The organism is Pseudomonas sp. SWI7 (genome assembly GCF_006351945.1).
Lineage (GTDB): Bacteria > Pseudomonadota > Gammaproteobacteria > Pseudomonadales > Pseudomonadaceae > Aquipseudomonas > Aquipseudomonas fulva.
The window spans coordinates 3,782,846-3,807,442 of sequence record NZ_CP040930.1; the positions used below are offsets into that span (position 1 = coordinate 3,782,846).

General features: G+C 62.6%; 23 protein-coding genes. 12 read left to right on the forward strand and 11 right to left on the reverse strand.

Annotation, left to right across the window (positions count from 1 at the left end):
* Positions 1–12: 12 nt before the first annotated feature.
* A complete protein-coding gene (locus FH041_RS17245; RefSeq protein WP_028687746.1) occupies positions 13–1,578 on the forward strand; it encodes a SulP family inorganic anion transporter in 1,566 nt (521 codons plus the stop codon).
* A gap of 39 nt (positions 1,579–1,617) precedes the next feature.
* Here the strand turns inward: FH041_RS17245 and aroE are convergent, their stop codons facing one another.
* Positions 1,618–2,442, reverse strand: a complete 825-nt coding sequence (gene aroE, locus FH041_RS17250) for a shikimate dehydrogenase (protein ID WP_027913281.1) — start codon at positions 2,440–2,442, stop codon at positions 1,618–1,620.
* Between the two features lie 25 nt (positions 2,443–2,467).
* Positions 2,468–3,379: an oxygen-dependent coproporphyrinogen oxidase gene (hemF, locus tag FH041_RS17255; protein ID WP_023532527.1), complete on the reverse strand. Its 912-nt coding sequence runs from the start codon at positions 3,377–3,379 to the stop codon at positions 2,468–2,470.
* Positions 3,380–3,513: 134 nt separating this feature from the next.
* Between hemF and FH041_RS17260 the strand changes: the two genes are divergently transcribed.
* Complete coding sequence (locus FH041_RS17260; protein ID WP_049695254.1) at positions 3,514–4,491, forward strand: NADPH:quinone reductase; 978 nt, start codon at positions 3,514–3,516, stop codon at positions 4,489–4,491.
* Positions 4,492–4,841: 350 nt separating this feature from the next.
* Here FH041_RS17260 and FH041_RS17265 read toward each other — a convergent pair whose 3' ends face one another.
* The 3 genes from FH041_RS17265 to dprA form a co-directional block, all read right to left on the reverse strand.
* Complete coding sequence (locus tag FH041_RS17265; protein ID WP_049695255.1) at positions 4,842–5,147, reverse strand: DUF3077 domain-containing protein; 306 nt, start codon at positions 5,145–5,147, stop codon at positions 4,842–4,844.
* A 362-nt stretch (positions 5,148–5,509) separates the two neighbouring features.
* The gene (locus FH041_RS17270) at positions 5,510–6,067 is read right to left on the reverse strand and encodes an L-threonylcarbamoyladenylate synthase (RefSeq protein WP_027913284.1); all 558 of its coding nucleotides are present in this window, start codon (positions 6,065–6,067) and stop codon (positions 5,510–5,512) included.
* Between the two features lie 41 nt (positions 6,068–6,108).
* Positions 6,109–7,206 carry a DNA-processing protein DprA gene (gene dprA, locus FH041_RS17275; protein ID WP_049695256.1) on the reverse strand — a complete coding sequence of 366 codons (1,098 nt, stop codon included), beginning with the start codon at positions 7,204–7,206 and terminating at the stop codon, positions 6,109–6,111.
* A gap of 207 nt (positions 7,207–7,413) precedes the next feature.
* Here dprA and def point away from each other — a divergent pair, with 207 nt between their 5' ends.
* The 5 genes from def to FH041_RS17300 are packed head-to-tail and all read left to right on the forward strand — an operon-like array spanning position 7,414 to position 11,931.
* The gene (gene def / locus FH041_RS17280) at positions 7,414–7,920 is read left to right on the forward strand and encodes a peptide deformylase (RefSeq protein WP_023532616.1); all 507 of its coding nucleotides are present in this window, start codon (positions 7,414–7,416) and stop codon (positions 7,918–7,920) included.
* A gap of 59 nt (positions 7,921–7,979) precedes the next feature.
* Complete coding sequence (gene fmt / locus FH041_RS17285; RefSeq protein ID WP_027913286.1) at positions 7,980–8,912, forward strand: methionyl-tRNA formyltransferase; 933 nt, start codon at positions 7,980–7,982, stop codon at positions 8,910–8,912.
* Positions 8,909–10,219: a 16S rRNA (cytosine(967)-C(5))-methyltransferase RsmB gene (gene rsmB / locus FH041_RS17290; RefSeq protein WP_028686818.1), complete on the forward strand. Its 1,311-nt coding sequence runs from the start codon at positions 8,909–8,911 to the stop codon at positions 10,217–10,219. Before fmt ends, rsmB begins: the two co-directional genes overlap by 4 nt.
* Positions 10,220–10,238: 19 nt before the next feature.
* Entirely contained in the window at positions 10,239–11,612 is a 1,374-nt protein-coding gene (gene trkA / locus FH041_RS17295) for a Trk system potassium transporter TrkA (RefSeq protein WP_027913288.1), read from the forward strand.
* 10 nt (positions 11,613–11,622) lie between these two features.
* Entirely contained in the window at positions 11,623–11,931 is a 309-nt protein-coding gene (locus tag FH041_RS17300) for a tetratricopeptide repeat protein (protein WP_027913289.1), read from the forward strand.
* Between the two features lie 55 nt (positions 11,932–11,986).
* On the opposite strand, the gene FH041_RS17305 is transcribed toward FH041_RS17300, so the two are convergent.
* Both FH041_RS17305 and FH041_RS17310 read right to left on the reverse strand, forming a co-directional pair.
* Positions 11,987–12,874 (reverse strand): lysophospholipid acyltransferase, encoded by an 888-nt coding sequence (locus tag FH041_RS17305; RefSeq protein WP_027913290.1) that lies wholly within the window; start codon positions 12,872–12,874, stop codon positions 11,987–11,989.
* A 41-nt stretch (positions 12,875–12,915) separates the two neighbouring features.
* Complete coding sequence (locus tag FH041_RS17310; protein ID WP_027913291.1) at positions 12,916–13,467, reverse strand: DNA-3-methyladenine glycosylase I; 552 nt, start codon at positions 13,465–13,467, stop codon at positions 12,916–12,918.
* 83 nt (positions 13,468–13,550) lie between these two features.
* Here FH041_RS17310 and glyQ point away from each other — a divergent pair, with 83 nt between their 5' ends.
* The 4 genes from glyQ to FH041_RS17330 are packed head-to-tail and all read left to right on the forward strand — an operon-like array spanning position 13,551 to position 17,910.
* The gene (gene glyQ / locus FH041_RS17315) at positions 13,551–14,498 is read left to right on the forward strand and encodes a glycine--tRNA ligase subunit alpha (protein ID WP_023532379.1); all 948 of its coding nucleotides are present in this window, start codon (positions 13,551–13,553) and stop codon (positions 14,496–14,498) included.
* A complete protein-coding gene (gene glyS / locus FH041_RS17320) occupies positions 14,495–16,549 on the forward strand; it encodes a glycine--tRNA ligase subunit beta (RefSeq protein ID WP_028686817.1) in 2,055 nt (684 codons plus the stop codon). Before glyQ ends, glyS begins: the two co-directional genes overlap by 4 nt.
* A gap of 3 nt (positions 16,550–16,552) precedes the next feature.
* Positions 16,553–17,080 carry a D-glycero-beta-D-manno-heptose 1,7-bisphosphate 7-phosphatase gene (gene gmhB / locus FH041_RS17325; RefSeq protein ID WP_027913294.1) on the forward strand — a complete coding sequence of 176 codons (528 nt, stop codon included), beginning with the start codon at positions 16,553–16,555 and terminating at the stop codon, positions 17,078–17,080.
* A 47-nt stretch (positions 17,081–17,127) separates the two neighbouring features.
* Positions 17,128–17,910 (forward strand): 1-acyl-sn-glycerol-3-phosphate acyltransferase, encoded by a 783-nt coding sequence (locus FH041_RS17330; protein ID WP_027913295.1) that lies wholly within the window; start codon positions 17,128–17,130, stop codon positions 17,908–17,910.
* 178 nt (positions 17,911–18,088) lie between these two features.
* Here FH041_RS17330 and FH041_RS17335 read toward each other — a convergent pair whose 3' ends face one another.
* Positions 18,089–19,708, reverse strand: a complete 1,620-nt coding sequence (locus tag FH041_RS17335; protein WP_104926661.1) for an MFS transporter — start codon at positions 19,706–19,708, stop codon at positions 18,089–18,091.
* Between the two features lie 93 nt (positions 19,709–19,801).
* Positions 19,802–21,448 carry a GMC family oxidoreductase gene (locus tag FH041_RS17340; RefSeq protein ID WP_027913297.1) on the reverse strand — a complete coding sequence of 549 codons (1,647 nt, stop codon included), beginning with the start codon at positions 21,446–21,448 and terminating at the stop codon, positions 19,802–19,804.
* Positions 21,449–21,616: 168 nt separating this feature from the next.
* Here FH041_RS17340 and FH041_RS17345 point away from each other — a divergent pair, with 168 nt between their 5' ends.
* Positions 21,617–22,504 (forward strand): LysR family transcriptional regulator, encoded by an 888-nt coding sequence (locus FH041_RS17345; RefSeq protein WP_027913298.1) that lies wholly within the window; start codon positions 21,617–21,619, stop codon positions 22,502–22,504.
* Here the strand turns inward: FH041_RS17345 and FH041_RS17350 are convergent.
* Both FH041_RS17350 and FH041_RS17355 read right to left on the reverse strand, forming a co-directional pair.
* The gene (locus FH041_RS17350; protein ID WP_104926660.1) at positions 22,493–23,311 is read right to left on the reverse strand and encodes a sulfite exporter TauE/SafE family protein; all 819 of its coding nucleotides are present in this window, start codon (positions 23,309–23,311) and stop codon (positions 22,493–22,495) included. The genes FH041_RS17345 and FH041_RS17350 overlap by 12 nt on opposite strands.
* A complete protein-coding gene (locus FH041_RS17355; RefSeq protein ID WP_027913300.1) occupies positions 23,308–24,579 on the reverse strand; it encodes an FAD/NAD(P)-binding oxidoreductase in 1,272 nt (423 codons plus the stop codon). Before FH041_RS17355 ends, FH041_RS17350 begins: the two co-directional genes overlap by 4 nt.
* Positions 24,580–24,597 lie beyond the last annotated feature (18 nt).

Sequence of the window (24,597 nt, forward strand, 5' to 3'; positions counted from 1 at the left end):
TTTGACCGCACTATGCATCGCCTCATACGCCTGCTGCCCTTTCTGGGCTGGCTGCCGCGCCAGACGCGCCACAGTTTGCGTCAGGACCTGCTGGTGGGTTTGAGCGGCGCCATCCTTGCGCTGCCGCAATCCATCGCATACGCCCTGATCGCCGGCCTGCCAGCAGCATATGGGCTGTACGCGGCCATCGTCCCCGTGCTGGTCGCCTGCCTGTGGGGATCCTCCTGGCACCTGATCTGCGGGCCGACGGCGGCCATTTCCATCGTGCTATACGCCAGTGTCAGCCCGTTGGCGGTAGCAGGAAGCGATGACTACATCACCCTTGTGCTGCTGCTGACCTTTCTGGGAGGTGTCTTCCAGCTACTGCTGGGGCTTTTGCGTTTCGGGGCCCTGGTCAATTTCGTCTCGCATTCGGTAGTGATCGGCTTCACCCTTGGGGCCGCCGTGGTCATCGCGCTGGGGCAGCTGCCCAACCTGCTTGGGCTGGACTTGCCCAGCCAGGCCACCGCCTTGAAGACGGCTCAAGACCTGGCCAGCCATGCCGGTGAGATGGACGTGCCGTCCTTGATACTGGGAGCGCTCACCGTGGTAATGGGCATAGCGCTGAAACTATGGCGTCCCCGCTGGCCCAGCCTGTTGATAAGCCTGTTGGCCGTCAGCCTGCTGGCGTGGCTGCTGCCCGGCGTGTTCGGGCACGTGCCGCGTGTACCGGCGTTCGAGGGGCGCCTGCCCCCCTTGAGTGCCGTGCCGCTGCTGGACGTGGACCTGATACTGCGCCTGCTCCCCAGCGCCGTGGCCGTTGGCATGCTGGGGCTGGTGACCAGCTTGTCCATCGCACGTTCGTTGTCTGCGCGCTCCGAGCAACTGATTGACGCCGACCAGGAAATACGTGCCCAAGGGCTCTCCAACATCGTCGGTGCGTTCTTTTCCGGCTACCTCTCATCGGGCTCGTTCACCCGATCGGGCCTGAACTATGACGCAGGCGCACGCTCGCCCATGGCCGGCGTGTTCTCGGCGCTGTGGGTAGCGGTGTTCGCTGTCGCCGGTGCCGGCCTGATCGCGCACCTGCCGATTCCGGCGATGGCAGGCAGCATCCTGTTGATTTGCTGGGGGCTGGTTGATCGCAAGGCCATCGGCGCATTGCTGCGTGTCAGCCGTGCCGAGTTCGCGGTCATGGCGCTGACGGCAGCGGCCACCTTGCTCTTGGAATTACAGACGGCCATCTATGCCGGTGTGCTGGTTTCCCTGTTCTTCTACCTCAAGCGCACCTCGCGCCCGCGGATTCACCAGAGCCGCGAAGGCGATGCGGACATCTTGCGTGTAGGCGGGTCGATCTTCTTCGGTGCTGCGCATTACCTGCAAGTACGCCTGCAAGGCTGCCAAGGCCCGCAGGTGGTCATGGATGCGCGGCAGGTGAACTTCATCGACTATTCAGGGGTGGACATGCTGCACCGCGAGGCGAGGCGGCTGGCGCGAACAGGCGGTAGCCTGACCTTGCGCGGCGCCAGGCCACAGGTGATCGAAGAGCTGCACAAGCTCGAGGGCCCGGCGCGTTGCCCAATCCGGTTCGAGGACTGAGCAGCCACACCCAGCGCCGCTCAGTAGCCCAGCTGGCGGTCAGCCCCGCGCCAGTTGGCGGCGCAGTTCAGCGAGAACCGGTGCAGTGTCCGGCCGCACGCCGCGCCACACATAAAAGGCTTCGGCTGCTTGTTCGGCCAGCATCCCCAGACCGTCCAGCACCTTGGCGGCGCCATGTTGGGCGGCCCACTGGCAGAACGGCGTTGGCGCCTTGCCATACATCATGTCGTAGCACACCGTGCGCCCGGGTTCGATCAGGCTGCTGGCAATCGGTGGCAGCTCACCGGCCAGGCTGGCCGAGGTTGCATTGATGATCAGGTCCACTGGCTCTTGCAACCAGGCGAACCCACTGGCCACCACCGGCCCCAGTTCATCGAACGCCTCGGCCAGGCGTTCGGCCTTCTCCACCGTGCGGTTGGCGATCACCAGTGACTGCGGGTTGTGTGCCAGCAGCGGCTCCAGCACCCCGCGCACGGCGCCGCCGGCACCGAGGACAAGGATGCGTTTACCTGCCAGTTCAACGCCGGCATTGACGGTGAGGTCACGGACCAGCCCCGCGCCGTCGGTGTTGTCACCCTGCAAGGTACCGTCGGCCAGCTTGCTGAGCGTGTTCACCGCACCTGCGCGACGTGCGCGCGGGGTAAGGCTGTCGCACAGGCGATAGGCTTCTTCCTTGAATGGCACGGTAACGTTGCCACCGCTGCCTTGCTTGAAGAAGCCGCGCGCGCAGTCACTGAAGTCATCCAGCGGCGCCAGCAGCGTGGCGTACTCCAGCTCCTGGCCGGTCTGTTCGGCGAACAGGCGATGAATCAGCGGCGACTTGCTGTGGCCGATCGGGTTGCCAAAAACGACGTACTGGTCCATGACGGCTCCTTGAATGGTTACAGGCTTACTGGCCGAGCCAGTCACGGTCTTGCAGGAAGTACTCGGTCAGCCGTGCCTCTTCGCTGCCTGGCGCGGGTTTCCAGTCGTAGCCCCACCGTACCTGCGGTGGCAGCGACATGAGGATGGACTCGGTGCGCCCACCAGACTGCAGCCCGAATAGCGTGCCACGGTCATAGACCAGGTTGAACTCGACGTAGCGGCCCCGGCGAAACTCCTGGAATTCCCGTTGCTGTGGGGTATAGGCCGTCCCTTTTCGGCGCTGCACGATGGGCAGGTACGCGTCGATGTAGGCGTCGCCGATGGCACGGATGAAGGCGAAGCAGGTATCGAAGTCCCACTCGTTCAAGTCATCGAAGAACAGCCCGCCGATGCCACGGGGCTCACCCCGGTGCTTGAGATGGAAATACCGGTCGCACCAGGCCTTGTAGCGTGGGTACACATCGGCGCCGAAGGGGGCGCAGGCCTGTTCAGCGATTCGATGCCAGTGCACGCAGTCTTCCTCCACGCCGTAATACGGCGTCAGATCGAAGCCACCGCCGAACCACCAGACCGGCTCTTCGCCTTCCTTCTCAGCGATGAAAAACCGAACGTTGGCGTGGGAAGTAGGCACGTGCGGGTTGTGCGGGTGGATCACCAGCGACACCCCAAGCGCCTGGAAACCGCGCCCAGCCAACTCCGGCCGATGGGCGCTGGCCGAAGGCGGCAACCCGGTGCCGAACACATGGGAGAAATTCACCCCGCCTTTCTCGATGACGGTGCCTTCGCCGATCACCCGCGTACGGCCCCCGCCACCGGCTTCGCGCACCCAGGCGTCCTCGACGAAGCGGGCGCCGCCGTCTTCGCGTTCCAGGGCTGAGCAGATGCGGTCTTGCAAATCGAGCAGATAGGCTTTCACAGCCTCGGTTCGGCTAATCATCGGGTCACCAGGAGCGGGCAGGAAACAAGTGGCACGTAGCATAACACCGCCTGCCAGCGCCCCGCAGTTGACGGCAGTCAAGCAAAGGCGTCCGATAGAAGCCCCTTTCCCGATCCCCAATCCAGGAGTACGAGATGGCCAAGCGTATCCAGTTCAACCAGCACGGCGGCCCCGAAGTGCTGCAGTGGGTGGACTTCGAACCCGCCGACCTTGGGCCTCAGCACGTGCGCGTGCGCAACCATGCTGTGGGCTTGAACTTCATCGATACCTATTTCCGCAGCGGGTTGTACGCGCCGCCGTCCCTGCCTTCGGGCCTGGGCACCGAAGGCGCAGGGGTGGTCGAGGCCGTGGGCCAGGGCGTGTCACGGTTGAAGGTCGGCGACCGTGTGGCGTATGGCGGGGGCCCATTGGGCGCCTATGGCGAGGTGCACACGCTGCCTGAGGCCAACCTGGTCAAATTGCCAGAGGCCATCAGCTTCGAGCAGGCTGCCGCCGTCATGCTCAAGGGCATGACCGTGCAGTACCTGCTCAAGCAGACCTACGCTGTGCAGCCTGGCGATGTGATCCTGTTCCATGCGGCCGCAGGCGGCGTTGGTTCGCTGGCCTGCCAGTGGGCAAAAGCGCTGGGCGCCAAGCTCATCGGCACCGTGAGCTCTGCCGAAAAGGCCGAGCGGGCCAAGGCCTTGGGCGCCTGGGCCACCATCGACTACAGCCACGAGGATGTCGCCAAACGGGTGCTGGAGCTGACCGACGGCAAGAAATGCCCAGTCGTGTATGACGGCGTGGGTGCCGACACCTGGCTGACGTCGCTCGATTGCCTGCAACCGCGGGGGTTGATGGTGAGCTTCGGCAATGCCTCGGGCGCGGTGAGTGGGGTGAACCTGGGGATTCTGGCGCAGAAGGGCTCGCTGTACGTCACTCGGCCGACGCTGGCGACTTACGCCAACAACGCCGAGAACACCCAGGCCATGGCCGATGACCTCTTTGCCATGATTGCCAGCGGCCAACTGACGGTGGATATCCAGCAACGCTACCCGCTCAGCGAAGCGGCCAAGGCCCAGAGCGAGCTGTCGGCGCGGCGGACCGTGGGGTCTACTATTTTGTTGCCTTGATTGGCAGAAGGTCGCGTTATGGCGACCAGATGCTTGCCTTGGTTTTTGCAGTGTTGCGCAGATCGAGCGCCGCCCACGCGGCGCTTCGCGGGACAAGCCCGCTCCTACATCCGTTGCAACGCGACCACGCCTGTAAGTCCATGGTTGTCAGCCTTGCTGGCATGACTGGATTTCAAGGCGGGCATTGATGCCGCCGCCTGCCTCAAGCCATACACCAAGGCGGGCAACCATGGCCTGACAGGTTCGGCACGTTGCAACAAATGTGGGAGCGGGCTTGTCCCGCGAAGCGCCGCGCGGGCGGCGCTCGATCTCACAGGCGCTAAAAACTAAAGGCGGACACCTGTCAGCCCTCACACCTTCTTCTGCGACGGCGGATTCGACTCGATGCCATTCAAGATGGCCTCGACCACGCCTTCTGCCATTTCAACGGCGTGCAGATTGGACCAGAACAGGCCACGACCTTCTTCGCGCATATGGTCCAGGGCTTTGTAGCCGGCTTCGTACGCACTGCGCAGATACAGGGCGACATGCACCAGGGCGTCTTCAGCGGAGATGTCTGGGTTAACCGCAAACAGCGGCCGGTGACCTGCGTCGCAGCGGCCGAATGGGTGGGTGGAAGTTGAAGGAAGGGGTGGATCAGGGACTATTTTTTTCATTGGAAAATGCTCCTAACGCCGCCACGTACCACTACCACGCGAATAGGTGGCGACTGTACGCGGGGTGGTAGACCCGGGCATTTTCCAATCCAGGCAGGCTCGAAAGCCTCCCACGCACAGTCGCCATAGACTGTCATAGAAAGAATGCATCCGGGCTACCACACCCGATCGCCAAGGTATTTGGCGACAGCTGAAGCCTATGGGGAGAGGTTCCTACTGAGAAGGTGATGGCAGGGGACGCGGCTCGTAGGATATTTCCCAAACCGAATATCAAACAACCGCCTTGGCAAAAATCAGAAAAAACCAAGGGGTCATGAGGGGGATGGCTCAGGCGCTCGGCCCAAGCCTGGTCAGCAGATGCCTCAACCCGGCCGTACTACCTCGCCGGTAGCCAGATTGCGAATCAGGCTCGGGTTCTTCCGCCCACCCAACGCCCCGCCCAGTACCAGATCCAGTTGCCCATGGAAGTACTGCTCCACCCGCAGCCGGGTCTTCGCCGCAGGGCGCCCGCCAGGGTTGCACGACGTGGAGATCAGCGGCCCGACCAATGCGCACAGCTCGCGTACCACCGGGTGGTCGCTGACGCGAAGCGCTACGGTGTCGTGCTGCCCGGTCACCCATTCAGGCAGTAGATCCTGATGCGGCACCAGCCAGGTGTTGGGCCCAGGCCAGGTGCTGGCCATTCGGTCGATCCAGTCTTCGGGGAAGTCTTCGAACAGGAAGTCGAACTGGCGGATGTTGTCGGCGACCAGGATCAACCCTTTATCCACAGGCCGCGACTTCAGTGCCAGCAGCCGATAGACCGCATCCTCGTTCCATGGGTCGCAGCCCAGGCCCCAGACCGCCTCCGTCGGGTAGGCGATCACTGCGCCTGCCCGGATCTCACGTGCGGCTTGTTGCACACGAAAACTGCTCACCATCGATGTTTCTCCACTGGGAATGTTGCCTGGGCGCAGTTTACTCAGCCCGAGCGGGCAAACCAACGCCCCGCTTGATTGCTGACCCGGCCATCGAGCTCCAGTTCGGTGAGCTGCGCCAGCACCTCTGCCAGCGGCTGCTCACTGCAATGGGCCAGGCTTTCGGTGGTCTGCGGTGCAGCGTGCAATAGCGCCAGCAGCGGGTGATCGAACGTGTCCGCAGGGGCCGGGGGCAGGTTCTGCCAGCCTTGCAGGGTTTCGAGTATCTGCCCGACGCTTTCGACGAGCAGTGCGCCGTCGCGGATCAGCTGGTGACAACCCTTGGCGCCGGGATGGTGAATGGAGCCTGGAATGGCATAGACCTCCCGGCCCTGCTCGGCGGCGAGCCGCGCCGTGATCAGCGAGCCACTGGCCAAGCTGGCCTCGACCACCAGCACACCCAACGAAAGACCGCTGATGATGCGGTTGCGCCGGGGGAAGTTAGCCGGCAGCGGCCCGGCGTTGAGCGGGTACTCCGACACCAGTGCACTGCCGTTGTCGATCATCGCCTCGGCCAACTGCTTGTGCCGCTGTGGATAAAGTTTTTCGAGCCCTGTGCCCAGTACGCCTATCGTGGCCCCTCCAGCCTGCAGCGCGGCGCGGTGAGCGGCGCCATCAATGCCTACTGCCAGGCCGCTGGTGACGACGAAGCCTGCCTGGGCAAGGTACCTGGCAAACGCTCCAGCCGTGTCCACCGCCGGCGGCGTCGCGCGGCGGCTGCCCACGATCGCCAACTGCGGGCGGCTGAGCAGCGATGCGTTCCCCGTCACGAACAGCAGCGGCGGGGCATCGGCGATTTCGGCGAGCAGCGGGGGGTAGTCTGGGCTGTCCCACATCAGCAATTGCTGGCCCGGACGCTCTAGCCAGCGCATTGCGGCACTGGCCGCATCCCGCACTTCAGGGCTGCGCCTTGCATCGATACTGGCATGGGGAATGCCCAGTGCGCGCCAGGCCGAGCCGGGGGCACTGAGCGCCGATGAGGCACTTCCGAAGGCCTCGATCAGCGTAGAAAAGCGTCGCAAGCCGGTCTCGGGAAGGCAATGCAGGCGCAAGCGCGCCTCCAGTTCCGCAGGTGGGCAAGTGGATAAGGAGCAATCAGACATCGGCAATCATCCTTGATGCAAAACGGTTGATTCAGGCTGCGCAACCTGTGGATAACTCTGTGAGTAACACTTTGAAAAGCTGTCCATTGGCTGGGGGCTATCACGCCAATAGTCACCCTAGACGAGCTTGCCAGGTGCCGAAGTCCGCGTTTCCCTTTATTATGTGTGTTCAGTTTTCAACCAAACGCACAGTGACTGCCTGACCTTATGGCCATTTTGAACATTCTCGAATTCCCGGACCCGCGCCTGCGCACCATCGCCAAACCGGTGACGGCGTTCGACGACGCCCTGCGCCAGCTGATCGACGACATGTTTGAAACCATGTACGAAGCCCCTGGCATCGGCCTGGCTGCGACCCAGGTCAACGTGCACCAGCAAGTCGTGGTGATGGACCTCAGCGAAGACCGCAGCGAGCCACGCGTCTTCATCAACCCGTCGGTCGAGGAACTGACCGATGACATGGGCCAGTACCAGGAAGGCTGCCTGTCGGTGCCGGGCTTCTACGAGAACGTAGACCGGCCCCTGCGTGTCAGGGTCAAGGCCCAGGATCGCGACGGCACACCGTTCGAGCTGGAATGCGAAGGCCTGCTGGCGGTGTGCGTGCAGCACGAATTCGATCACCTCAATGGCAAGCTGTTCGTCGACTACCTGTCGCAGCTCAAGCGGGATCGAATCAAGAAGAAGCTGGAAAAACAGCACCGCCAGCAAGCCTGATTCCCACCTTCCAGAAGGCTTGCTCCGGCAAGCCTTTTTCTTTTTGCAGCGAGAACACCATGCGCATCGTCTTTGCAGGCACTCCCGAGTTTGCCGCCGAACACCTCAAGGCCCTGCTCGACAGCCCTTACGAAGTCGTGGCCGTCTACACGCAGCCCGATCGCCCGGCAGGCCGCGGTCAAAAGCTGATGCCCAGCGCCGTCAAGGCGCTGGCCGTAACCCATGACATCCCGGTGATGCAGCCGCCGAGCCTGCGCAATGCCGAGGCCCAGGCACAATTAGCAGCATTGGAACCCGACCTGATGGTCGTGGTTGCCTACGGCCTGATCCTGCCCCAGGCGGTGCTCGACATCCCGCGCCTTGGCTGCATCAACAGCCATGCGTCCCTGCTGCCACGCTGGCGCGGGGCGGCCCCGATTCAGCGGGCCGTGCAGGCGGGCGATGCCGAAAGCGGCGTAACCGTCATGCGCATGGAAGCGGGCCTGGACACCGGCCCCATGCTGCTCAAGGTCGTCACCCCGATCAACGCCATTGATACCGGCGGCAGCCTGCACGATCGCCTGGCGCAAATGGGACCGCCGGCCGTCATCCAGGCCATCGCCGGGCTGGCCGATGGCACCTTGCACGGCGAGGTACAGGACGATGCCCTGGCCACCTATGCGCACAAGCTGAACAAGGACGAGGCGCGTCTGGACTGGTCGCTGCCCGCTGAACAGCTGGAGCGCCTGATCCGGGCATTCAACCCCTGGCCGATTTGCCACAGCACGCTCGACGGGGAAACCGTGAAGGTGCTGGGTGCGTGCCTGGCCACAGGGCAGGGCGCACCCGGTGAAATCCTGGCGGCCAGCAAAGACGGCCTGGTGGTGGCTTGCGGCGAGCAGGCGCTCAGCCTGACCCGCCTGCAGTTGCCTGGCGGTAAAGCCTTGGCCTTCGCTGACCTGTTCAACAGCCGCAAAGAGAAATTCACGCCAGGCAAGGTGCTCGGCCAATGAACCCACGCCTGGCTGCCGCCCGTGCCCTTGCCGCTGTGCTCAGCGGCAAGGCCTCCCTGAACAGCTCCCTGCCCGCGCAACTGGACAAGGTCGAGGACCGCGACCGCGGGCTGACCCAAGACCTGGCCTTTGGTACCGCGCGTTGGCAGCCGCGCCTGGACCTGCTGGCAGCGCAGCTGTTGCAAAAGCCCTTCAAGGCCGCCGATGCCGACGTGCAGGCATTGTTGCTGATTGGCTTGTACCAGTTGTTCTATACACGCATCCCGGCTCACGCCGCCATTGGTGAAACCGTAGGCTGCGCCGACAAGCTGAAAAAACCCTGGGCCAAGGGGCTGCTGAACGCCGTGCTGCGCCGTGCTCAGCGCGACGGCGAAGCGATGCTGGCCGACATGGAGCGCGACCCTGTGGTGCGCACGGCGCACCCACGCTGGCTGCAGAAGGCGCTCAAGGCCTTCTGGCCGGATCAGTGGGAAGCCATCTGCGCCGCCAACAATGCGCACCCGCCGATGATCCTGCGCGTCAACCGCCGCCACCACAGCCGCGACGGCTATCTGAAGCTGCTCGCCGATGCAGGCGTCCAGGCCCAGGCCTGCGCGTACAGCCGTGACGGTATCGTGCTGGCCGAACCGCGGGACGTACGCGGTCTGCCAGGCTTTGCCGAGGGCTGGATCAGCGTCCAGGACGAAGCCGCGCAACTGGCCGCCGACCTGCTGGACCTGGCGCCCGGTCAACGCGTGCTCGACGCATGCTGCGCCCCTGGGGGCAAGACCTGCCATGTGCTTGAAGCCCAAGCCGGGCTCTCTCACGTGGTGGCCATCGACCTTGAAGCCAAGCGCCTGGTACGCGTGCGGGAAAACCTCGACCGCCTGAAGCTCGACGCCGAGCTGATCGCCTGCGATGCCCGCGACACGGCCAGCTGGTGGGACGGCAAACCGTTCCAGCGCATCCTGCTGGACGCGCCTTGCTCGGCGACTGGCGTAATCCGTCGTCATCCAGACATCAAGCTCACCCGCCAGGCCGAAGACATCGCGCCGCTGGCGGCCTTGCAAGGCGAGTTGCTCGATGCCCTGTGGCCGACATTGGAGGTGGGCGGCATGCTCCTGTACGCCACCTGCTCCAGCCTCCCGACCGAGAATACCGAGGTCATCGGCGCGTTCCTGGCACGCACGCCAGGCGCACGCGAGCTGGACCTGGCCACCGAAGCGGGCCTGCGCCAGGCGCATGGACGCCAGTTGTTGGCTCAGGAAGGCGGCCACGACGGTTTCTACTATGCCAAGCTGATCAAGATTGCCGCCTCGCGCGGTTGAGCACACTGGAGAGTAGCGGATGAAGATCATCATCCTGGGCGCCGGCCAGGTGGGCGGGACGCTTGCAGAGCACCTGGCCAGCGAGGCCAACGACATCACCGTGGTCGACACCGATGGCGACCGCCTGCGCGACCTGGGTGATCGCCTGGATATCCGCACCGTGCAGGGGCGCGGGTCGCTGCCGACGGTGTTGCGCCAGGCCGGCGCCGAGGACGCCGACATGCTGGTTGCCGTGACCAACAGCGACGAGACCAACATGGTCGCGTGCCAGGTGGCCTACTCGCTGTTTCACACACCGACCAAGATCGCCCGGGTGCGCGAGTCGGCCTACCTGACCCGTGAAGAGCTGTTCGACAACGACCACATTCCGGTCGATGTGCTGATCAGCCCGGAGCAGGTCGTCACCCACTACATCAAGCGCCTGATCGAACAGCCCGGTTCGTTGCAGGTGATCGACTTCGCCCAGGGCAAGGCGCAGCTAGTGGCCGTGAAGGCCTATTACGGCGGCCCGCTGGTCGGCCAGCAGCTGCGCCAGATACGCGCGCACATGCCCAATGTGGAAACCCGGGTGGCGGCGATCTTCCGCCGTGACCGTTCGATCACACCGCGCGGTGATACGGTGATCGAGGCCGATGACGAGGTGTTCTTCATCGCCGCCAAGAAGGACATCCGGGCGGTCATGGGCGAGCTGCGCCGTATCGATGAAACCAACAAGCGTGTCGTCATCGCCGGCGGCGGGCAGATAGGCGAGCGCCTGGCCGAAGCCATCGAAAGCCGCTACCAGGTGAAGATCATCGAGATGAACCCGGCACGCTGCCGGTACCTGTCCGATACGCTGGACAGTACCGTGGTGCTGCAGGGCAGCGCATCGGATAAAGACCTGATGCTGGAAGAGAACATCGCCGACACCGATATCTTCCTGGCCCTGACCAACGATGACGAAGCCAACATCATGTCGTCCCTGCTGGCCAAGCGCCTGGGTGCGCGCAAGGTCATGACGATCATCAACAACCCGGCCTATGTGGACCTGGTGCAGGGCGGTGAAATCGACATCGCCATCAGCCCGCAATTGGCCACCATCGGTACCTTGCTGGCGCATGTGCGCCGTGGCGATATCGTGAGCGTGCACTCGCTGCGTCGTGGTGCAGCCGAAGCCATCGAGGCTGTGGCCCACGGTGATGCGAAGTCGAGCAAGGTGGTGGGCAAGGCGATCGAGGACATTACCCTGCCCCCGGGGACGACCATCGGTGCCATCATTCGCCACGACAGTGTGCTGATCGCGCACGACACGACAGTCATCGAATCAGGTGACCATGTGATCCTGTTCGTTGTGGACAAGAAACACATTCGGGATGTGGAGAAGCTGTTCCACGTCGGCTTGAGTTTCTTCTAGGAGGCAGGACATGCGCCAATCGTTGGAAAAGATGCTGGCCAAGGGTGTGGATAACCCGTTGTTGCGCTTTGGCCTGGGCAAGGCGTGGCTCGACGAAGGCGATGGTGCCCAGGCTGCCGTGCACCTGGCTCGCTGTGTCGAGCAGGACCCCACCTATTCGGCAGCCTGGAAGCTGTTGGGCAAGGCCTACCAGTTACTAGGGGACCTGCCAGCGGCGCGCAAGGCCTGGGAAGATGGCATCGCGGCGGCGCAGGCCCATGGCGACAAGCAGGCCGAGAAAGAAATGACGGTGTTTCTCAAGAAACTCGACAAACGCTGAGTGCGCTGTCGCCGACACGTCGGCTGCCAGACAGCCGCTGCCGGCGATGCGCGCCTCAATACCAGCGCGCCTCACCCGCCGGACGCTTCTTGAAGCGCTTCATGCTCCACATGTACTGGCTGGGATACTCGCGCACATAGCGCTCGACCACCTTGCTCATCGCGGCCGCCGACTCGTTCACGTCGGTGCTGTACATCGCCTCCGGCGCGGCTTCCAGAAACACCTTGAAGCCTGACCCGTCAGGCAGGCGCAGGGCATGCAGGAAAACCCCGACTGCCTTGCCGCCGGCGAGCATGTTCGGCACGAACTTGCTGGTCAGCGCTTCAGTGCCCAGGAAGGGAACGAATACACCCGCCGATTCGGCCGGCTCGGGATCGGCCGGGATGCCGACCTGGCCGCCGCGCCGAACTTCCTTGATCACGCTGAGGATGCCTTCCTTGGTCGAAGGCGCCACACGGTTGCCCATCTGCACACGCTGCTCGCGCAGCAGGTCGTCCACCGCCTTGAGTTTGGGGGGCCGGTAGAAAATGATCGGCTTGCACTGGTTGCAGTAGAAGTGGTTCAGCACTTCCCAATTGCCCAAATGGCTGGTGATGCCCACAACGCCCTTTCCAGAAGCCAGGGCCTGCTCCAGCACTTCAAGCCCATGCACTTCCTTGACCAACTCCAACGAGCGGTGTGGAGGCCAGATCCAGGCGCAGGCGCTTTCGACGAAGGATTTGCCGATGTCCCGCAGGGCCTGGCCGACCAGTTGCTCACGGGCAACCGGGTCCATCTCGGGGAAGCATTTGGCCAGGTTGATGCGCACCACGTTGCGCGAGCCATTGGGTATTTTCCACATCAGCCAGCCGATGCCGGCCCCGACGCGTTGCACCGCACCCCAAGGCAACTTGGCGAACAGTCGCAGCACCCCGACCATCAGGGCGCCCTTGAACTTTTCCACAGGCGAGTTCCTTATTTCAGCAAGACGGGCATTGTAACCCTTCAGTGGGACAAGTCGGCGTAGCGATCACAGTCGGTGGTGTGGTCCATGACCATGCCGGTCGCCTGCATGAAGGCATAGCAGATGGTCGGGCCGACGAAGGTGAAGCCGGCTTTGCGCAACGCCTTGCTCATGGCTTGGGCTTGTTCGGTGACCGCCGGGACTTCGCTGCGGGTGCTGAAATGGTTGATCTTCGGGGCGCCACCGACGAACGACCACAGCCACTCGGCCGGGTTATCCACAGCCAGCCAGGCCTGGGCATTGCGCCTGGCAGCCTTGAGCTTGAGCCGATTGCGGATGATGCCGGCATCCTGCATTAACGCCTCGATGCGCTCGTCGCTCATCACCGCGAGTTTCGCAGGATCAAAACCCTCCAGCACTTCACGATAGCGCTCGCGCTTGCGCAGCACGGTGATCCAGGAAAGGCCTGCCTGGAACCCTTCGAGCAAAAGCATCTCGAACAGCAACGCCGGGTCACGCTGGGGCGTTCCCCATTCCTGGTCATGGTAGGCCTGGTACAACGGATCGTCGGTACACCAAAAGCAGCGTGGCATAAGGCTCCAATGAGTAGAGGGCGAGGCGAATCAGGTTATACTCCCGCTCTTTACATCCGCATCCCCAGATACAGGTGAATTTCGTGAGCCAGCCTACGCCAGCCGTGCGTACCTTCCAAGACCTGATCCTCGCCCTGCAGAACTACTGGGCCGAGCAAGGTTGTGTGGTGCTTCAGCCCTACGATATGGAAGTAGGCGCCGGCACCTTCCACACCGCCACCTTCCTGCGCGCGGTGGGTCCAGAAACCTGGAACGCCGCCTACGTGCAGCCAAGCCGTCGCCCTGCCGACGGGCGGTACGGCGAAAACCCCAACCGCCTGCAGCACTATTATCAATTCCAGGTAGTGCTCAAGCCCAACCCGGCCAACTTCCAGGAGCTGTACCTCGGCTCGCTGAAAGCCATCGGTCTGGACCCGCTGGTGCACGATATTCGCTTCGTCGAAGACAACTGGGAATCGCCAACCCTCGGGGCCTGGGGCCTGGGCTGGGAAATCTGGCTCAATGGCATGGAAGTGACTCAGTTCACCTACTTCCAGCAGGTCGGTGGTATCGAGTGCTACCCGGTGACCGGTGAAATCACCTATGGTCTGGAGCGCCTGGCCATGTACATCCAGGGCGTGGACTCGGTCTACGACCTGGTATGGGCCGATGGTCCGTTCGGCAAGGTCAGCTACGGCGACGTGTTCCACCAGAACGAAGTGGAGCAGTCGACCTACAACTTCGAGCACGCCAACGTCGAGAAACTGTTCGAGTTGTTCGACTTCTACGAAAGTGAAGCCAACCGCCTGATCAAGCTGGAACTGCCATTGCCGACCTATGAAATGGTCCTCAAGGCATCCCATACGTTCAACCTGCTCGATGCCCGCCGTGCCATCTCGGTGACCGAGCGCCAGCGTTACATCCTGCGGGTGCGCACCCTGGCCCGCGACGTGGCGCAAAGCTACCTGCAGGCCCGTGCGCGCATGGGCTTCCCGATGGCGACCCCCGAACTGCGTGACGAAGTGTTGGCTAAGCTGGAGGCTGCACAATGAGTGCTCAAGATTTCCTGGTAGAACTGGGCACCGAAGAGCTGCCACCCAAGGCCCTTGCGACCCTGGGCGACGCGTTCCTGGCCGGCATCGAAAAAGGCCTGCAAGCTGCAGGCCTGAACTACACCGGCAAATCGGTCTACGCCGCGCCGCGCCGCCTGGCCGTGCTGATCCGCCAACTCGATGTGCAGCAGCCTGACCGCAGCATCAACATCGACGGCCCGCCCCTGCAGGCGGCCTTCAACGCAGAAGGCGAGCCGACCCAGGCTGCACTGGGCTTTGCCAAGAAGTGCGGTGTGGAGCTGGCCGACATCGACCGTAGCGGCCCCAAGCTGCGCTTCTCCCAGCACATCCCCGGCAAAGCGACCGCGGGCCTGCTGCCGACCATCGTCGAAGACTCGCTCAACGACCTGCCTATCCCTAAACGCATGCGCTGGGCGGCAAGCCGTGAAGAGTTCGTGCGTCCGACCCAATGGCTGGTGATGCTGCTGGGCGATCAGGTGGTCGACTGCACCCTCTTGTCCCAGAAGGCCGGCCGCCAATCGCGCGGGCACCGCTTCCACCATCCGGAAAGCGTCACCATCAGCGCCCCGGCCAACTATGTCGAGGACATGCGCAAGGCCTATGTGCTGGCCGATTTCAGCGAGCGTCGCGACCTGATCGCCAAACGTACCGCCGAGCTGGCCATGCAGCAGGAAGGCACCGCCATCGTGCCACCCGCGTTGCTGGACGAAGTGACCGCGCTGGTGGAGTGGCCGGTACCGCTGGTGTGCTCGTTCGAAGAGCGTTTCCTGGAGGTGCCGCAAGAAGCCTTGATCACCACCATGCAGGACAACCAGAAGTACTTCTGCCTGCTCGACAGCGAAGGCAAGTTGCTGCCGCGCTTCATCACCGTGGCCAACGTCGAGAGCCGCGACCCCAAGCAGATCGTGCAGGGTAACGAAAAGGTCGTGCGTCCACGCCTGACCGACGCCGAGTTCTTCTTCAAGCAGGACAAGAAGCAACCGCTGGAAACCTTCAACGAGCGCTTGAAGAACGTGGTGTTCCAGGCCCAGCTGGGTACGGTCTATGACAAGGCCGAGCGGGTATCGAAACTGGCAGCGTTCATTGCGCCCCTGATTGGCGGCGATGCGCAACGGGCCGCGCGTGCCGGCTTGCTGTCCAAGTGCGACCTGGCTACGGAAATGGTCGGTGAGTTCCCAGAGATGCAAGGCGTCGCTGGCTACTACTACGCGCTCAACGACGACGAACCGCAGGATGTGGCGCTGGCGCTGAACGAGCAATACATGCCGCGCGGTGCAGGCGCCGAATTGCCTCAGACCCTGACCGGTGCTGCCGTCGCCATCGCCGACAAGCTCGATACCCTGGTGGGCATCTTCGGCATCGGCATGCTGCCCACCGGCAGCAAGGACCCGTACGCCCTGCGCCGCGCCGCACTGGGCGTGCTGCGCATCCTGATCGAGAAGCAGCTGGACCTGGACCTGACCGGTGCCGTGCAGTTCGCGGTCAAGCAGTACGGGGCCAAGGTCAAGGCTGCCGGGTTGGCTGACCAGGTGCTGGAGTTCATCTTCGACAGGCTGCGTGCCCGTTACGAAGACGAAGGCATCGACGTCGCCACTTACCTCTCGGTTCGCGCGCTTCAGCCAGGTTCCGCACTGGACTTCGATCAGCGCGTCCAGGCGGTCCAGGCCTTCCGCAAGCTGCCCGAAGCCGAGGCACTGGCCGCCGTCAACAAGCGCGTGTCGAACCTGTTGAGCAAGGCAGAAGGCGCCATCGCCGAACAGGTCGAGCCCAAGTACTTCGACAATGCCAACGAGTTCTCGCTGTACTCGGCCATCCAGCAAGCCGATCAGGCTGTGCAACCGATGGCTGCTGCACGTCAGTACAGCGAGTCGCTGGCGCGCCTTGCCGCCCTGCGTGATCCGGTCGATGCCTTCTTCGAGGCTGTGATGGTCAATGCCGAGGACGCCAAGGTACGTGCCAACCGATATGCCCTGCTCAGCCGTCTGCGTGGGCTGTTCCTGGGCGTGGCCGACATTTCGTTGCTGGGGTAAGCCTTGAAACTGCTGATTCTCGATCGTGACGGGGTCATCAACCAGGACTCCGACGCCTACATCAAGTCGCTGGATGAATGGGTGCCCATCCCTGGCGCCATCGAGGCGATCGCGCAGTTGAGCAAAGCGGGCTGGACGGTGGCCGTGGCCACCAACCAGTCCGGTATCGCCCGTGGCTATTACCCGCTCGCGACCCTTGAGGCCATGCATGCGCGCTTGCGCATGCTGGTGGCCGAGCAGGGCGGTGAGGTGGGGCATATCGTGTATTGCCCGCATGGCCCCGATGAAGGCTGCGATTGCCGCAAGCCCAAGCCGGGCCTGTTGCGGGCCATCGCCGAGCACTACCAGGCAAGCCTTGAGGGCATCTGGTTCGTGGGCGATAGCCAAAGTGACCTACAGGCTGCGCTGGCCGTCGATGCACAACCTGTTCTGGTAAAGACAGGCAAAGGCGAACGTACCCTTGAGAAGGGCGTTCCGGCTTCAACCCTGATTTATGACGATCTGGCTGCCATCGCCAGGGCACTTATCTAAACGGTGCGCCCTTGGGCGCACTTTTCTAAAAGCGGGCAGGTCCCGCAATGGTACAAACCACTATGTCGATCCTGCAGGCGATCAGAGTCTTTCTTTTTTACCTGCTGCTGGGTACCAGTTCGCTGCTCTGGTGCTCGCTGAGCTTCTTCATTGCGCCGTTTCTGTCGTTCCCCAAGCGCTACAAATTCATCAATGTGTACTGGTGCCGCTGCGCTATTTTCCTGGCACGCGTCATCGTAGGCATCGATTACAAGATTACCGGCGCTGAAAACGTGCCAGCCGAGCCCTGTGTGATTTTGTCGAATCACCAGAGCACCTGGGAGACATTTTTCCTGTCTCAGTATTTCTCTCCGCTCAGCCAGGTGCTCAAGCGTGAGCTGCTGTATGTGCCGTTCTTCGGCTGGGCCATGGCCATGCTGCGTCCCATTGCCATCGACCGCGACAACCCCAAGGAAGCATTGCGCCAAGTGGCCAAGAAAGGCGATGAACTGCTCAAGCAGAAAACCTGGGTTCTGATCTTCCCGGAGGGCACACGCGTACCCTTTGGCACGGTGGGCAAGTTCTCCCGGGGCGGGACGGCGCTGGCGGTAAACGCTGGGCTCCCGGTGTTGCCCATTGCCCATAATGCGGGCAAGTACTGGCCGAAGAATGGGTGGGGCAAGCACGCTGGCACCATCGAAGTGGTGATCGGCGAACCCATGTACGCCAACGGCACAGGCCCTCGCGCCATTGCCGAGCTCAATGACCGCGCCCAGGCCTGGAACGAAGCCACCCAACGGGCCCTGGGCTCGCTTGCGCAGGTCGAAGAAAGCACGCAAGCCGAGGCCTGAGCGGCTTGTGGATAACATGTGAGCAAATTATGGATTAGCTGTTGCAAAAATAAGCTAACCCTATGAATTAGCTACATATTTACTCTTTGTTGATTTTTCCTAAAAACGTGCATAAGTTTTTTCACGGCATAAAAAAACCGGCTTTTAGAGCCGGTTTTTGTGGGGGTGGTTCAGCGAATCACACCTTGTCGATATCCACCTCCTTGGTCTCTTTGAGACAGAAGATGCCCACTATCAGGCTGATGCCCGTGACCAGTACCGGGTACCACAACCCGTAAAAGATATCGCCGGTGTAAACCACCAGGGCGAACGATACCGTGGGCAGGAAACCGCCGAACCAGCCATTACCGATGTGATACGGCAAGGACATGGAGGTGTACCGGATACGCGTAGGGAACAGCTCGACCATCACGGCAGCCAGCGGTCCGTAGGTCATCGTGGCGATCAGGATCATGGCCACGATCAACACCACCACCATCACGCTGTTGACTTGGGCCGGGTCAGCCTTGGCGGGGTACCCTGCCTGCTCGACCGCCGCGCGCATGGCCGCCTCGTCATAGCCATTGATGGTCTTGTCGCCGATGCTCACGACCACTTCGCTGCCGTCAACGCTTACCGAGCTATAGGGCAAGCCTTGCTTGACCAGGAAGGTCTTTACTTTGTCGCAGGGGCTATCAAAGCGCGCCTTGCCCACAGGGTCGAACTGGAAGGTGCAGCCTTTCGGGTCAGCGGTCACGACGATGGGGGCCTGGCGGCTGGCGGTGTCGATCTGCGGGTTGGCGTAGAAGCTAAGGGCCTTGAACAACGGGAAGTAGAGCACCGTGGCCAACAGCAGGCCCAGCATCAATATCGGTTTGCGCCCGATCCGATCGGACAGCCAGCCAAAGAACACGAAAAACGGCGCGCCGATCACGACGCTGATGATCAGCAAGGTGTTGGCCTGGGCCGGGTCCATCTTCAACATCTGGGTCATGAAGAACAGCACGTAGAACTGTGCCGTATAGAAGGTGACAGCCTGACCCGCATTGATACTGAACAGCGCAGTGAGCACGACCTTCAGGTTAGGCCAAGACGTAAACGACTCACGAATCGGCGATTTGCTGATCTTGCCCTGTGCCTTCATTTTCACGAAGGCCGGGGACTCGTGCATGCTCATTCGAATCCAGGTCGAGATCCCCAGCAGCACGATGGACAGCAGAAACGGCAGGCGCCAGCCCCAGGTTTCGAACTGATCGCCACTTACATAACGGCTGCCCAGTACCACCAGCAATGACAGCAACAGTCCCAAGGTGGCGGTGGACTGGATGAACCCAGTATGGAAGCCCCGCTTGCCAGGTGGCGCATGTTCGGCCACGTAGGTGGCTGCACCGCCGTACTCACCGCCCAGCGCCAGGCCTTGCAGCATGCGCAACACGACCAGGATGATCGGCGCCGCGATGCCAATGCTGGCATAGGTGGGCAGAAGGCCAACGGCGAACGTGGACAGCCCCATCAGCACGATGGTGATGAGAAAGGTGTACTTGCGCCCGATCATGTCCCCCAAGCGGCCGAATACCAGGGCACCAAACGGTCGCACCAGGAAGCCGGCGGCAAACGCCATCAGTGCGAAGATGAACGCGGTGGTGTCGTTGACGCCCGCGAAGAACTGCTTGCTGATGACGGCAGCCAGGGCGCCGTAGAGGAAAAAGTCGTACCACTCGAACACCGTACCGAGCGATGACGCGAAAATGATCTTGCGCTCTTCACGACGACTGGGGCGGCTGGCGGCCGCATCCTGCTCTTGGATGTAATCCGACATCGTTGCTGTCCTCGGCCCGCAGGCCACAGTGATTATTCTTGTTGTTCCACTGCCGACAGCGTCCGACTACGCGCTGCCGTATTGCACACCCCTTCAGGGTGTTGGTAGTGCATCCTGGTTGAGGAAGGTCGTTGTGGCTGCTCCTTTCAAAATAAGCTGCGCCGCCTTTTCAGCGATCATCAGGGTAGGTGAACAGGTATTGCCCGACGTTATCTGGGGCATGATCGATGCGTCTGCCACACGAAGGCCGGGGATGCCATGGACACGAAGCTGGTCATCGACCACATCCATGGGGCCATTGCCCATGCGGCATGTCCCTACGGGATGGAAAATCGTCGTGCCTATCTTGGCCGCCGCTTCGTGCAGCTGTTCTTCAGTTTGTAGGGCAGGTCCAGGCAGATATTCTTCGGGCGCAAAGGCTGCGAGGGCAGGGGCCTGCACGATGCGCCGGGTGAGACGGATAGCGTCGGCGGCGACACGCAGGTCCTGGGGGTCGCTGAGGTAGTTGGGGTCGATGAGCGGCGCGCTGTGCATGTCTGCACTGCGAATATCGATACGCCCGCGGCTCAGTGGCCGCAAGTTGCACACAGAAGCCGTGAAGGCTGGAAACGGATGCAACGGCTCGCCAAAACGGTCCAGGGACAGAGGCTGCACGTGGTACTGCAAGTTCGCAGTGGCCTGGTCGGGGTTCGAACGCACGAAAGCGCCCAGCTGGCTTGGCGCCATGGCCAGCGGACCGCTGCGATCGTACAGGTAGCGCAGGCCCATGCCCATCTTGCCCCACAGGCTATTGGCCATCTGGTTGAGGGTACGTGCGTTGCCGATCTGGTAGATCAGCCGTAGCTGCAAGTGATCCTGCAGATTGCTGCCTACACCCGGCATGGCATGGCGCACCCCGATACCCAAGTCCTCCAGCAACTGCTGCGGACCAATGCCCGAGCGTTGCAGGATGCCGGGTGAGCCTACTGCACCTGCGCATAGCACAATCTCTCGTCGCGCCGAGAACTCGTGCCAGCGGCCCTGCCAACGGGTTTTGACAGCGCGGGCGCGCGTGTTGCCTAGCAGCACTTGATCCACCTGCACATCGGTCATAACAGTCAGATTGGCGCGGTGCTTGATGGGGCGCAGAAACGCTTTGGATGCGTTCCAGCGAACACCGCTACGCTGGTTGACCTGAAAATATCCACAGCCTTCGTTGTCGCCAGTGTTGAAGTCATCGATTTTGGCAACACCCGCCTGCTCGGCTGCATCGCGGAAGGCGTCGAGGATCGGCCAGCTGTAGCGCTGGCGCTCTACACGCCATTCACCGCTGGCACCATGGTATTCGCTGGCACCGCCATGGTGGCTTTCGCTTTGCTTGAACAGCGGCAACACGTCTTTCCAGGCCCAGCCTCGGTTGCCTAGGCTAGCCCAGTGATCGTAGTCAGCTGCCTGGCCACGCATGTAGATCATGCCGTTGATGGAGGAGCACCCGCCCAGGACCTTGCCACGGGGGTAGCCCAACGACCGACCTTGCAGCCCAGGCTGCGCCTCGGTCTTGAAGCACCAGTCCGTGCGGGGGTTACCAATGCAGTACAGGTAGCCCACCGGCACGTGTATCCAGGGATAGTTGTCCCGCCCACCGGCTTCGAGTAGCAGTACCCGGCATGACGGGTCGGCAGACAACCGGTTCGCCAGCAAGCAGCCAGCGGGGCCGGCGCCCACGATCACATAGTCGTAGGCAGAATCGACTGATGACATAGAGGACCTCAGGGCCTGTTTTTGTTCTTGTCCCCAACCAGCTTAGTGAGTAATTTCGCGGAAGAAACACGCGATTTCGCGCACCCGTTGTGCGTTTAAGCACAGCGATGCCTCTCGGAGCGTCGGCGCCTCTAACCGGGTGTTCGATACAGATATGCAAGGACCAGCATGTTCGATTGGAATGATTTGCGGTTTTTCCTGGAGCTGCAGCGCAGCGGGCGCTTGTTGACGGCTGCCAAGCGTCTGGAGACGACCCACAGCACCGTTGCGCGCCACATCGAGCGTATCGAGCAGAGCCTGGGCACTGCGTTGTTCGTCCAGCATGCCCAAGGGTATGAGCTGACGCCTTCCGGACAGGCGCTGCTCAAACATGCCGAAGCCATGGAGAACACCGCCTTGCTTGCGCAGGAGGAAATCACCCAAGCCATCACGCCGCTTGGCAAGATCCGCCTCGGTGTGACCGAGGGGATCGGCATCATGTTCTTCACGCCACGGATGAATGAGTTGTTCGAGCGCTACCCCGGCCTGGAAGTGGAGTTGGTTGCGGTGCCGCGTTTTGTCAGCATCCTCAACCGTGAAGCGGAAATCAGCATTCACCTGGAAAGGCCAAGTGCAGACTTGCTGATCACCCGCAAGCTCACCGACTACCGGCTGGCCCTCTATGCCAGCGCAGCGTACCTGGAGCGTGCCGCGCCCCTGCGCAACCGCGAAGACCTGGCGCGCCACAGTTGGATTGGCTACGTGGACGACTTGCTGTTCAGTCAGGAGCTGCTGTTTCTCAACAGCTTCTGCCGATCGCCGAACGTGGTGTTTCGCAGTACCAGCGTGATAGCCCAGCAAGCGGCGGCGCGTGCAGGGTTGGGTATCGCCGTGCTACCCAACTACATGGCGCGGCATGACCCGACGCTGGTGCGGGTGCTGCCAGGGGAAACCATCCAGCGCAGTTACTGGATCTGCACGCGGCGCGAACTGCATAAATCCGTACGCCTGCGCGTGGTATGGGATTACCTGCTGAACCTGTGTGCTGCCGAGCAGGATGCGCTGCTAGCGCCCTAGCGCTTTGCTGATCAGCAATGCCGCCGCGGCCCACCCTGCGATGGCGAACAGTTGTTGCAGCCGCGGGCCCTCCAGCCTTGCCGCCAGTGGTCGGGCCACCAGCAAGCCCAGTACCGCACCCAGCGCAAACGGCGCACCCACCTGCCAGCGCATGCTCCCTGCAAAGGTGGCGGTGGCAACACTGCCCAAGGCAACCAGCGCGATGACTGCCAGGGAGGTAGAGACGATACTGCCCATACGCAAGTTGGTGTAGCGCCGCAGGGCAGGGACGATGACGAAGCCGCCGCCCACGCCCAGCAGGCCTGACAGCAGCCCCGACAACGCCCCGGTGCCGGCGAGCGCCCGCGCGCACGGAAGCGTCCAGCGTAAACGACCCTGCAGGGGGTTGAGTACACAGGGCTCGATGAAGCGATGTGCACCTGGGTTTGCGCCGCTCAATTGCTGACGGGCCTTCAACCAGGTGCGCACGCACGCGTAGATCAGGATGCCTGCAAACATCAGCTGAAGCGGTGCGTTGGGCAAACGATGCGCAAGCATCAGCCCCAGCGGCGTAAACACGATACCCACCGCAGCGATGAACAGGGCCGCACGGTAGCGCACCACGCCCTGGCGCAAGCCCAAGCCGGCACCAACCGCCGCCGACAGCCCCACAGCCAGCAAACCGATCGGGGCAGCCTGCGCCATCGAAAGCCCCAGGCCAAACACCAGCAACGGAACCGCAAGGATGCCACCGCCGGCACCTGTCAGCGCCAAGACCGCGCCGATGATCGTGCCCAGCCCTGTGCTGAGCCACGTCTGATCGATCACTGGGCTGCCTCGGTCGTTCTTGCAACCGGCTTGGCCAGCCACTCACGGCCCTTGAGCATGCCTTGCCAATACAAGGGCGGCAGCAGACGAGCTTTGAGCAGCCAGGCCAAGCGGGTGGGTTTGCGGCCGTCGAGGAGCCACTGAGGGAAGCTCGGCTTGAGCGCGCCACCATAGCCAAATTCGGCCAGCACGATCTTGCCGCGCTCGACGGTCAGCGGACAGGAGCCGTAGCCATCATAGTGCGCCAGGCCCGTGCGTCGACCCAGTGCCACCAATACATTGTTTGCCACCACCGGCGCTTGTTTGCGTGCAGCGGCAGCCGTCTTCGCGTTGCTGGCATTGATCACGTCCCCAAGCGCGTGCACATGGGCGAAGACACGATGGCGCAGGGTAGAGGGGTCCACATCCACCCAACCAGCGCCATCGGCGAGGCAGCTGTGGCGAATGAAGTCGGGGGCGACCTGTGGCGGTACCACATGCAGCATGTCGAACGGCTCGGTGCGAAGGTGCTGGGTGCCATCCGCAAGCGTATGGGCGAACACAGCCTGCTGGTTTGGTCCATCCACGGCGATCAGCCGATGGCCGAAGTTGAGGTCTACCGAGTACTTGTCGATGTAAGCCATCAAGGCGGGCACGTAGGCGGGCACCCCGAACAAGGCATTGCCGGCATTGAAAAAGCTGGCTTGCACGGCGCCCAGCCGGCCCTGGCGCAGCCAGTGGTCGCAGGACAGGTACAGCGCTTTTTGCGGGGCGCCAGCGCATTTGATGGGCATGGGCGGCTGGCAGAACACGGCGCGGCCTTGCTTGAGGCCCTGCACCAGCTCCCAGGTATAGGGCGCCAGGTCGTAGCGGTAATTGGACGTGACGCCATTCTCGCCCAGGGTGTCTGCCAGCCCCTCGATGCCCGCCCAATCCAGCTTCAGCCCAGGGCAGACCACCAGCTGTTCAAAGGTAAAGGCCCTGCCATCTGCCAGCAGGACCTTGCGACACTGTGCATCGAACCCTTGCACCTGTGACTTGATCCAGCGCACCGCGCGGGGGATGACCGACGACATCGGCCGAGCCGTGCTCGGGGCATCGAAGACCCCGGCACCGACCATGGTCCAGCCGGGTTGGTAGTAATGAACCTCGGCGGGGTCTATCAGGGCGATGTCCAGCGAGGGGTCGCGCTGGAGGAGGCTGGACGCCGTAGCAATGCCGGCAGCACCGGCGCCTATGATGATGACTTGGTGATGAAACGCTGGAACGGAGGAGGGCACGGCGGGCATGGTCGATCCTGACTGTCT

Coding starts and splice junctions, on each gene's coding strand:
- FH041_RS17245 (WP_028687746.1), top strand. CDS start 13: ATGCATCGCCTCATACGCCTGCTGCCCTTTCTGGGCTGGCTGCCGCGC.
- aroE (WP_027913281.1), bottom strand. CDS start 2,442: ATGGACCAGTACGTCGTTTTTGGCAACCCGATCGGCCACAGCAAGTCG.
- hemF (WP_023532527.1), bottom strand. CDS start 3,379: ATGATTAGCCGAACCGAGGCTGTGAAAGCCTATCTGCTCGATTTGCAA.
- FH041_RS17260 (WP_049695254.1), top strand. CDS start 3,514: ATGGCCAAGCGTATCCAGTTCAACCAGCACGGCGGCCCCGAAGTGCTG.
- FH041_RS17265 (WP_049695255.1), bottom strand. CDS start 5,147: ATGAAAAAAATAGTCCCTGATCCACCCCTTCCTTCAACTTCCACCCAC.
- FH041_RS17270 (WP_027913284.1), bottom strand. CDS start 6,067: ATGGTGAGCAGTTTTCGTGTGCAACAAGCCGCACGTGAGATCCGGGCA.
- dprA (WP_049695256.1), bottom strand. CDS start 7,206: ATGTCTGATTGCTCCTTATCCACTTGCCCACCTGCGGAACTGGAGGCG.
- def (WP_023532616.1), top strand. CDS start 7,414: ATGGCCATTTTGAACATTCTCGAATTCCCGGACCCGCGCCTGCGCACC.
- fmt (WP_027913286.1), top strand. CDS start 7,980: ATGCGCATCGTCTTTGCAGGCACTCCCGAGTTTGCCGCCGAACACCTC.
- rsmB (WP_028686818.1), top strand. CDS start 8,909: ATGAACCCACGCCTGGCTGCCGCCCGTGCCCTTGCCGCTGTGCTCAGC.
- trkA (WP_027913288.1), top strand. CDS start 10,239: ATGAAGATCATCATCCTGGGCGCCGGCCAGGTGGGCGGGACGCTTGCA.
- FH041_RS17300 (WP_027913289.1), top strand. CDS start 11,623: ATGCGCCAATCGTTGGAAAAGATGCTGGCCAAGGGTGTGGATAACCCG.
- FH041_RS17310 (WP_027913291.1), bottom strand. CDS start 13,467: ATGCCACGCTGCTTTTGGTGTACCGACGATCCGTTGTACCAGGCCTAC.
- glyS (WP_028686817.1), top strand. CDS start 14,495: ATGAGTGCTCAAGATTTCCTGGTAGAACTGGGCACCGAAGAGCTGCCA.
- FH041_RS17330 (WP_027913295.1), top strand. CDS start 17,128: ATGGTACAAACCACTATGTCGATCCTGCAGGCGATCAGAGTCTTTCTT.
- FH041_RS17335 (WP_104926661.1), bottom strand. CDS start 19,708: ATGTCGGATTACATCCAAGAGCAGGATGCGGCCGCCAGCCGCCCCAGT.
- FH041_RS17340 (WP_027913297.1), bottom strand. CDS start 21,448: ATGTCATCAGTCGATTCTGCCTACGACTATGTGATCGTGGGCGCCGGC.
- FH041_RS17345 (WP_027913298.1), top strand. CDS start 21,617: ATGTTCGATTGGAATGATTTGCGGTTTTTCCTGGAGCTGCAGCGCAGC.
- FH041_RS17355 (WP_027913300.1), bottom strand. CDS start 24,579: ATGCCCGCCGTGCCCTCCTCCGTTCCAGCGTTTCATCACCAAGTCATC.